Annotated in this window: 8 protein-coding genes; 3 read left to right on the forward strand and 5 right to left on the reverse strand. The window is 42.4% G+C overall.

What is annotated here, in order from left to right; translation table 11 throughout:
• The first annotated feature begins 270 nt into the window (after positions 1-270).
• Positions 271-1239 carry an alpha/beta hydrolase gene (locus LU351_RS10040; RefSeq protein ID WP_232593938.1) on the forward strand — a complete coding sequence of 323 codons (969 nt, stop codon included), beginning with the start codon at positions 271-273 and terminating at the stop codon, positions 1237-1239.
• 69 nt (positions 1240-1308) lie between these two features.
• Here LU351_RS10040 and LU351_RS10045 read toward each other — a convergent pair whose 3' ends face one another.
• The 5 genes from LU351_RS10045 to LU351_RS10065 form a co-directional block, all read right to left on the reverse strand.
• Positions 1309-3222, reverse strand: coding sequence for a DUF885 domain-containing protein (locus LU351_RS10045; RefSeq protein ID WP_232593939.1), 1914 nt, complete (start codon positions 3220-3222; stop codon positions 1309-1311).
• Positions 3223-3377: 155 nt separating this feature from the next.
• Entirely contained in the window at positions 3378-3902 is a 525-nt protein-coding gene (locus LU351_RS10050; RefSeq protein WP_232593940.1) for a hypothetical protein, read from the reverse strand.
• A 191-nt stretch (positions 3903-4093) separates the two neighbouring features.
• Positions 4094-5143: a class II fructose-bisphosphate aldolase gene (fba, locus tag LU351_RS10055; protein ID WP_232593941.1), complete on the reverse strand. Its 1050-nt coding sequence runs from the start codon at positions 5141-5143 to the stop codon at positions 4094-4096.
• Between the two features lie 206 nt (positions 5144-5349).
• A complete protein-coding gene (locus LU351_RS10060) occupies positions 5350-6252 on the reverse strand; it encodes a nucleotidyltransferase domain-containing protein (RefSeq protein WP_232593942.1) in 903 nt (300 codons plus the stop codon).
• 49 nt (positions 6253-6301) lie between these two features.
• A complete protein-coding gene (locus tag LU351_RS10065) occupies positions 6302-7522 on the reverse strand; it encodes a multifunctional CCA addition/repair protein (protein WP_232593943.1) in 1221 nt (406 codons plus the stop codon).
• 1218 nt (positions 7523-8740) lie between these two features.
• Here LU351_RS10065 and LU351_RS10070 point away from each other — a divergent pair.
• Both LU351_RS10070 and LU351_RS10075 read left to right on the forward strand, forming a co-directional pair.
• Positions 8741-9007 carry a transposase gene (locus LU351_RS10070; RefSeq protein WP_269783414.1) on the forward strand — a complete coding sequence of 89 codons (267 nt, stop codon included), beginning with the start codon at positions 8741-8743 and terminating at the stop codon, positions 9005-9007.
• A 34-nt stretch (positions 9008-9041) separates the two neighbouring features.
• Positions 9042-9621 (forward strand): transposase (locus tag LU351_RS10075; RefSeq protein WP_232592392.1); only part of this gene is annotated, 580 nt, incomplete at its 3' end.

The following is a 9621-nucleotide window of genomic DNA, read 5'->3' on the forward strand; positions in this document are numbered from 1 at the left end:
TTAAAGAATCACCAGGCAAGCACACGCTTAATGACTCACTCCCAATCGTCAATGGCGAGACGATTAATCTACAAAACGATTGCGTCATAAAGTAATCAGCCCGCATAGCTGAAGTTGACGATTATCTATATAATGTCACCTTTTATTTATTGATAAGAAACGGCATCAATTGCGGACTTAAATTATAATAAACGTGAGCTAACCTTCTCACTCATAAACATTAATATCGCTTTCTGCTGTAGCCAATATCCACAAGGAATGATTTACCTTATGAGCCACTCTCCAGATTTTCATTCTCTTTTGGATTCAATCCCACGTTTTAACCTCGATTCTCCAGATTCTTGTCGCATTAACAGTGAAAATTCATTACTGATAGAATATTTAAATTTTTATAAGATTAATTTCGAAACCGAAATGGAAAATATTACTCACCATTTTGGATCATTAGACATTCTAGAGTTTGACATTGCATTGCATTATTGGAGCCCTAAAGCGCCATTGGGGACCATGTTTATTTTGCACGGTTACTGGGATCATGTAGGGCTATACCACCATCTAATCCGTTTTTGTTTAATGAACAACTATGCCGTCATTGCTTACGACGCCCCGGGCCATGGCATCAGTAGTGGTAAACGAGCCTCCATTGGTAGCTTTCAATCGTACACTCGTATCCTTGAGCACATTATTAAGTACACACAGCCCTATATCACAACTCCTCTATTCGCAACGGGCCAAAGTACAGGTGGAGCGGTTGTGCTCGATTATTTATTTACCAACCCGGATAACCCTCTCCAATGCTCATTTTTATTAGCTCCGTTAATCAAGCCTCAAAAATGGCAAACCATTAAAATTGCTTATAATTTTTTGCATAAGTACCTTAAACGCGTTCGTCGTTCGGGTGTTACCGGCAGCAGTCATGACAAACAGTTTGGTGTGTTTCTGAAACAAGATCCCTTACAGTACCATTGGGCATCGGTTGATTGGATAGGGGCAATGGGGGAGTGGATCGAACGCTTTTCCAGATTTAAAAGCAATCACAACCAGGTGATTTGCGTACAAGGCGACGGGGATTCAACGGTAGATTGGGAATATAATGTTGAACAAATTACTCAGCGTATGCCTAATGCCGAAGTGATCGTAATGGCCGACATCAAACACCATGTTGTAAATGAAACCCCAGCCTTACGTAACAAAGTATTCGCGGTTATCGATCGTCACTTAAAATCCATTTCAGATTAAACTCAAAACCATTCGAAAAAACCTCTAATTTCAACAATTAGAGGTTTCGATAATTCTGCTTTGAAAAAATCAAACCTTAGACTTTGCCACCCATTCTTTAATATTGGCTTCCAATACAGGTAACGGCACTGAACCATGAATCAAGATTTGATCATTAAAAGCACGCAAATCAAAGTTATCACCTAACGTTTGCTTCGCAAATTCACGCAACTCCAAAATCTTGATTTGCCCCAATTTATAGGAACACGCCTGACCAGGCCATACAGAGTAGCGCTCCACCTCACGAGTCACTGCAGCCACCGTATCGCCAGTGGTATTGTGCATATATTCAATGGCTTCTTCACGCGACCACTGTTTATGATGTAATCCTGTATCCACCACTAAACGCGCCGCACGGAATAATTCAGACTGCAAACGACCAAGATCACCCAAAGGGTCGTTATCATACAAACCCAATTCTTTCGCCAGTACTTCTGCATACAAAGCCCACCCTTCACCGTAAGCGCTGTACCACATTAAATTGCGAATCATTGGCATGTTCTCAATTTGCTGAGAAATCGCCACTTGCAAATGATGGCCTGGGCTTGCCTCGTGATAGGTTAATGTGGGCAACGTAAATTTTGGCCAATCTGCGGTATTTTTTAAATTAATCCAGTAAATTCCCGGGCGACTACCATCCAAAGAAGGGCTCGTATAATAACCACCCGGTGCGCCATCTTGTTCGTATTCTGCAATTCGACGAACCTCAACGCCCGCTTTCGGCAGGGTAATTAAAATATTCGGCAACAGGCCAGAAATTTCATCCATTTGTTTGTTTAAATCAGAAAGTAACTCCGTACGACCCTCATCATTATTGGGATAAATGAATTTTTCATCTTTGGTCAACGCAATATAACGCTCCATGATTTCGCCATCTTTATAACCTTGTGATGTCAAAATCACATCCATTTCTTTTTGAATACGAGCGACTTCAGCCAAACCTAATTGATGAATTTCTTCAGCCGTTTTCCCTCCAGCCCCAAAATTTTCTAATGCCAATTGATAGCGTGTTGCGCCGTCTTTCAAATCCCAAATACCGGCGTTGGTAGAGGCTTTAGGCAGCATATCAGTAAGTGCCTTTTCTAAAGCGCCATAACCAGGATAAACACTGCTCTTCACAGCATGAGTGGCTGCATCGACAAACGCCTTTTGTTCTTCTTGTGACAGGGATTCTATTTCTTTCAATCGAGTTTCAAATGACGTAACCAAAGGATTCTTTGCAGGAGGTGCCGCCATAACTTGCTTTATAAACCCAAGCGCACCTTCAATGGCAAATGCCGGAGGCAAAATACCGTTTTTTGTGTCCTCAGCCAAAACGATTGCTACCCCTTCGAACAAGCCTTTTACCTGGGATAAACGCGCAATATAGTCTTGTGCATCAGGCTCACTTTTTAAGGGGTGCTCTGTTTGTAAAGAGCGCGGAATATCAATATGTGGACCGCTCAATTGAGAAATAACAAAGGGAGAAAAAACACCTAACTCACCAAAAGCACCGTGCACATAAGGCTTAAACTTACTTGCCATCGTTAACGAGCTGTACAACGCATCGTAGGTTGAACGTGCTACACCTTTAAGCTCATCGCGATTAATGGTCTCTAAAAAAGCAATCGCTTCAGCATTCACACTTTTTTCTTTTTCAACATCCTGTAAAGTAAAGGAACCCAGTTGATCACTGAATTTCATTCCCAAATACGCTTCCGTCACTCCAAGACTGGTTGCGTATAATGGCTGACGTCGTAATACGTTTTTTGCATGCTCATCAACAAATGCAATAAATTTTTTCTGATCTTCACTGACCTGTTCAACCGAGGCATCTACCATTGAAACCTCTGCACTTTTCGCTGTATTGTCTTGTGACACTGGCGTCGAAGACTGATCACTACATGCGATTAATAACGTTGCAAGCGCCACTGCGCTTGCCAATTTCAATGATTTGAATGTCATGGTATTCACCCTATGGCAACGGTAATGAAGTGATTTGGAATTAAAATAGAAAGCGAGGAGACGACTATCGCACTCTGGCGACTGAAAAACAGAAGCTTACCCCACATACTGAATCGCTCAGTTTGAGAAAGAGCATCAATATGCGGGGGTGCGCTTTATTCTTTTACTTGAAACTGATCAGGGTCAAAATAAGTCAACTGCATAGTGACCTCTCCAGAGGTTCCCAGCTGCATGATGATGAGCATCACATTGACTTGCCCTTTCACTCGAACACCTGCTGGCAAATCAAACAAAATGCCACCGGTACGATTCGTACGAATGTTTAAATCTTGCCGTGCTTTTAATCGAGGAGCCACTTTCTTCAATAACTGATCGACTGAGGCTCGAAACACGTCATTATTAAAACCAGGCCCTTTAAACATTTTATGGTCTAAAGACATATTCAGCTTTAACTTAAGCTTTTCCTGAATGGTAATTTCACCTAACTGGACTTTTTCACCCGATTTTAAGCGACGAAATAGCTCTTTCGATTTATCTTTCGGTGACCGCATAACGGTGCGTGCAATCACGCCAAGACCCAAGTCCAACAGTCGTGGGACATTGACTTCTGGACCTTGTGGTTGAGCACCTGCAGCAGGTGCTTCGGACACAGCTTCTGTGGTGGTTTTTTGTTCACTCATATCAATGACTACTACCGGTTTTTTTGGATTTATCAGCGAGTATAAACAGGGTGTTGATCACAGAGCAACTTGCTCCGCCGATTAAAGATACCAACACTTAAAACGGCAGAGCATTTCACAATAGCTCACCCACTTTTGTTGAAAAGCGGATGCCTACAAAGATAAATACAAAACCTCAATACCATTCCGTTTCATAAGCCACCATTGGCATAATGTAATTGCATAGTCTCTAGAGAGATTGGGCGAATTTTGGTCGACATTCCCGCTGCCCCAAAAGCTTCATAGCGAGCAATACAAATATCACGCATTGCCACAATAGATTTTGCCAAATACTTACGTGGATCAAATTCAGACGGGTTTTCTGCGAGAAAACGACGAATGGAACCGGTACACGCCAAGCGTAAATCCGTATCGATATTAATTTTACGCACACCATGCTTTATGCCCTCGATAAGGTTATCCACAGGCACACCGTAGGTTTCTGGGATGTCGCCCCCGTGCTCGTTGATGATGTGTAACCACTCCTGAGGCACCGAAGACGAGCCATGCATTACCAAGTGGGTTTTGGGTAAGCGCTTGTGAATGGTTTTAATTCGATCAATGGCGAGAATATCCCCCGTAGGGGGACGAGTAAATTTGTAAGCGCCGTGAGAGGTGCCACAGGCAATCGCCAGTGCATCGACTCCTGTTTGTGCGACAAAATCCGCTGCTTCGGCAGGGTCGGTCAACATTTGCTCATGAGTCAGTGTCCCGCTTGCACCGATGCCATCTTCTTCGCCTGCTTGACCGGTTTCAAGAGACCCGAGACAACCCAATTCCCCCTCTACTGACACACCACAAGCATGGGCCATTTCAACGGTCTGCCGTGTTACTTCCACATTGTACTCATAGCTCGACGGTGTTTTACCGTCATCGCGCAGTGAACCGTCCATCATCACCGAACTAAACCCCAGTTGAATAGAGCGCTGACACACCGCCGGTGACGTTCCATGATCTTGATGCATCACCACTGGAATATCGGGAAATTCCTCCACAGCGGCCATCATTAAATGTCGTAAAAAAGGTGCCCCAGCGTACTTACGAGCGCCCGCAGACGCTTGCACAATAACCGGAGACTGCGTTAAAGACGCCGCCTCCATAATTGCCCGCATTTGCTCAAGGTTATTCACGTTAAATGCAGGAACCCCATAACCGTATTCCGCCGCATGATCCAACAATTGGCGCAAGCTAATCAAAGCCATAATTATTCTCTTCTCGTCTGTGATGGTGTTTGTGCTGATCAGTGCTCTTCGAAAAGGCAAACACTGAAATTAATTTTCATTTTTTTCAGCAACTCTAAGTAATTTACACTAATAAAAACAAAGACTTAGCACCAAAAATCATACTGACTTTTTCAACTTAACGTAAAGAGAAAATTAGGATATGTGTTGACTTAACATTCTTAAATTTATCGATTTACTCGCAAAACAATGGATTCTATTTCGCGCAACGCTCGCATTGCGGCGTCTTCCTGAACAACACACTCGGATAAAGAACCATAATGTTGCTCTAAACAATTCATCAATAGGGTTTTAATTTCAGCAACTCTCGGCTTTTCTGGTAACGAACTTTGCAAATACAAACGCTCCAACTCTCGCTCTTTTTCTGAAAAATAATCTTCCACCTGCTGCTGCGTCCACTCACCACGACGTATTGCTTTGAGTTGTTCTTTGTTTCTCAACAAATCCAAATCTTGTTCTACTAAAATTTGTTCCACCTCATTCAATAGACGCACAACGTGATAAGCAAATTTCACATCGTAACCAAAGGTTTCTATGGTTTTTTGTCGATGCCCCGTCGGAACCTTCGTTCGCATTTTATGAACTTGTGAGTAGGCATAGCCTTTAAATTTTGGCCAGCACGCTTTATGCAAAAAAATATGCCGTTGCTCTCGCACCATTTCACCAATCGCCGTGCTGTAAAGTACGCAATTTCTAGGGACAAACAGTGAATCAATGATGTTCGGGTTGTTTTCCATCAGCAGACGAAAATATTTAATGATGGAATAAATCACCACATCGTAATCACGACCTTTACCCCCTAAAGCAGATTTATCCAGCATGTGATGTTGTTGAATTTGATCAAACTGCTTTCCCGGTTCATCAAAACCCGGTATTTCACCTCTCAAATGAGGGAACACCCAATCTCGCGGGGGGATAGCAAAACCATAAATATCCATATCAGAATGATCTTGTGCCACGCCATACGCAATAGACCCCATCACCACTTCATATTGAACAGCAGTATCTAAAAATTTGGGGGCGCCTTGCAGTAAACCTTTTTTGATGAACTCTTGTGTTTTACTGCCCATGATGGATACATCCTTTCTCTTTTATTAGTATTTTTTATCTGTACATTTATTAAGACAAACTTTTTTTTGCGATACGACGTATTCGTTCTCGTCGAATTTGTTCGGCAAGTTTTAAGCCTTTGTAACCCGCCTCTAAAAATGGCTGACTGCTGACTTCCCTTATCGCACTACAAGCTCGAATCAATATTTCTTTCTGGGGATAGTCACGCCGATCGTAACCAAGCCTTCCACAGGCATCCGCCTCACAGGCTTGAGCAAATAAGGTTACCCGCTCTGGCCGACGCACAGCATCCAATGCTTCCAGTAAACGCATAATGGATCGAGCCTGCATTTCACCGACTTTATGGCAACGTAAATGATGCTCTGAAACCAGCTTACCCATTTGCAGATAATCTCTTGGCACTCGTAAACGCTCACTTAACATCTCGACTAAAGGTACGCCTTTAATTCCATGACAAATATGACTTGGCCATTTTTCTTTGGGCGTTACCCCTTTGCCTAAATCGTGCACTAACGCCATCCACGTCACTAATGGATTATTAAATCGCTCGCGAGCCACATCCACCGCCATCATGACATGCTCCCCGGTATCCACTTCCGGATGATGCTCGGGTGGCTGTGGCACGCCAAATAAACAATCCACTTCAGGAAATAACACGGCTAAGGCACCACAACGCCGTAACACATGAAAGAACTCACTGGGCTTGGGTTCTTCCAGTGCCCGAGACAACTCTTTCCATACTCTTTCTGGTGTGAGAGACGTCAGCTCTCCTCTCTGTGTTATCTCAGCCATTAGGGCATATGTTTCACGATGGACAGAAAACCCTAGGCTTGCGTAACGCGCGGCAAATCGTGCAACACGCAGAACGCGTAGAGGGTCTTCTGCAAACGCACTGGACACATGACGAAGCACGCCTGCCTCTAAATCGGCTCGACCGTTATATGGGTCGATGTATTCACCTGAACGAGATTTTGCGATGGCATTGATGGTTAAATCTCGGCGAGAGAGGTCTTCTTCCAAAGTCACGTCTTTACCAAAATCACACACAAATCCATGATAGCCACTACCCGACTTTCGCTCAGTGCGAGCCAGTGCATATTCTTCTTTGGTCTCTGGGTGTAGAAAAACTGGGAAATCATTGCCAACAGACTCATAACCTAATCGAAGCAATTCTTCCGGCGACGAACCAACAACCACCCAATCTTGATCTTTTATGGGCAAGCCAAGTAATTCATCTCGTACTGCACCGCCCACTAAATAGGTTTTCATGATCACACTCTTTTTTGAAACTTTGGAAAAGCAATAACAAAATAAAAAACGCTCCCATTTGGGAGCGCTCTACACAAATTATTATCGGGATGTAATTTTACCACCATACAGCATCATCACCTTTCCTCTACTTTTCCATAGAATTAGTTGTTACTCAAAACAGCAACATTGTCGAGATCAGTGTCATCGTACATGGCATACCCCCTTTTGTTTTTCCATCGTATTGAAATTGATACATCAATACCGTGAATAAAAATAAAAAACCCCGGCTGTTACCAACCGGGGTTTTCGATCCGGAAGGCAACACTGCCTTCCCACACAGAAGGCAATTAGAAAATGATAATTGTCTTTTTAGTGACAAAAAAATCATTCAACACAAAAGAAATACGCTTATCGATTCCAAAATACAATTCCGGCGATAAACAACACTGACAAGAAGTGCAATTAATTACCAAACCAAAAATGTTTTCAATAAAGGCTTTCAATGTATGATTTCCGACACGCTTAAAAATAAATTATGCATGGCAATCCAATACGATTACCGAAGAGCGTTTTAAACATTAACGCCTGTGAAAAGTAACCGCAAGATAAATTTTGACTCTACTTTTAAAGAAATAACCTTACGTTATATACCGACAAAAGCATTTCTTTTTTTACAGCCGAACGAAGCCCTATCACGTATTTTTGCGATATTTTGCATAGCCGTATACGAGGAAGTTTTGAGTAAAACCCATTACTTCCCTAAAGATAAACATCGTTGCTTCATTTATAAAAATATCGTCTAAAGAGATTTCCTTACGTTTTAACCATTCACGTTATTAAGGCGAAAAAAAACCCGGAGGGCTTCTTCGCCTTCCGGGTTTTCGCGTCTGAATCTGCGACTGTCTCTGGAAGGCTTGTTGCCTCCCAGAATTCACACTTCTAGTCGACAACCATGGCACACACGATAATGCCTCGGCTAATAATTAGCCCAAGCTTTCGCGTGCAAATCGGTTTAATCGAATTATGTGAAGTCATTGTCTCAGTTCTTTATATCGGTTTTGGTTGATTATAAACAGCTATTTAATTCAACTACAAGAGCTTAGGATAAAAAAATAAAATTAATGTTCGTATCGAAACTCTTGTGCTATTTCAGCCATATTCAACATAAGGGCACCTCTAAAAATAGCCCAACTTTGATATAATCTCACTGTTCAAAAATTTCAAGAGTTTCCTTCTATGTCTCAGCCCGGCTTTTTTGATTTAGATGACAGGTATCGCAAGTTAGATGAAAAAGATCCATTAGTTCATCTCAACAAACTGATATTTTGGGAAGCCTTTCGTCCGACCTTAAAGGAAATACGAAAGTCGAACCGAAAAAGCAATGCGGGTCGTAAAGCCTATGACGAGCTACTGATGTTCAAAGTACTCGTACTTCAGCACTTATACAATGTATCCGATGATCAGATAGAGGGCACCTCTAAAAATAGCCCAACTTTGATATAATCTCACTGTTCAAAAATTTCAAGAGTTTCCTTCTATGTCTCAGCCCGGCTTTTTTGATTTAGATGACAGGTATCGCAAGTTAGATGAAAAAGATCCATTAGTTCATCTCAACAAACTGATATTTTGGGAAGCCTTTCGTCCGACCTTAAAGGAAATACGAAAGTCGAACCGAAAAAGCAATGCGGGTCGTAAAGCCTATGACGAGCTTCTGATGTTCAAAGTACTCGTACTTCAGCACTTATACAATGTATCCGATGATCAGATAGAGTACCAAATACGGGACCGCTATTCTTTTTGCCGGTTTTTAGGTCTGACTCCATCGGACAAGGTGCCTGATGCCAAGACAGTGTGGCTGTTTAGAGAAAACCTAGTCAAAGCTGGTTTAATGAAGCGTTTGTTTTTTACTTTTGATGTTCAATTAGAGGAACACGGTTTTCAAGCAAGAAAAGGTCAAATAGTGGATGCGAGTTTTGTCGATGTTCCCAGGCAGCGCAATAAAAAGGAAGAAAACAAACAGATAAAACGCGGTGAAACGCCTGATCGTTTTGAAAAGAATCCGAACGTTGGCGCTCAAAAAGATACGGATGCCCGCTGGGCGAAGAAGAACCAAGAGA

This window comes from Marinibactrum halimedae, from assembly GCF_021234875.1.
Classification (GTDB): Bacteria; Pseudomonadota; Gammaproteobacteria; order Pseudomonadales; family Cellvibrionaceae; genus Marinibactrum; species Marinibactrum halimedae.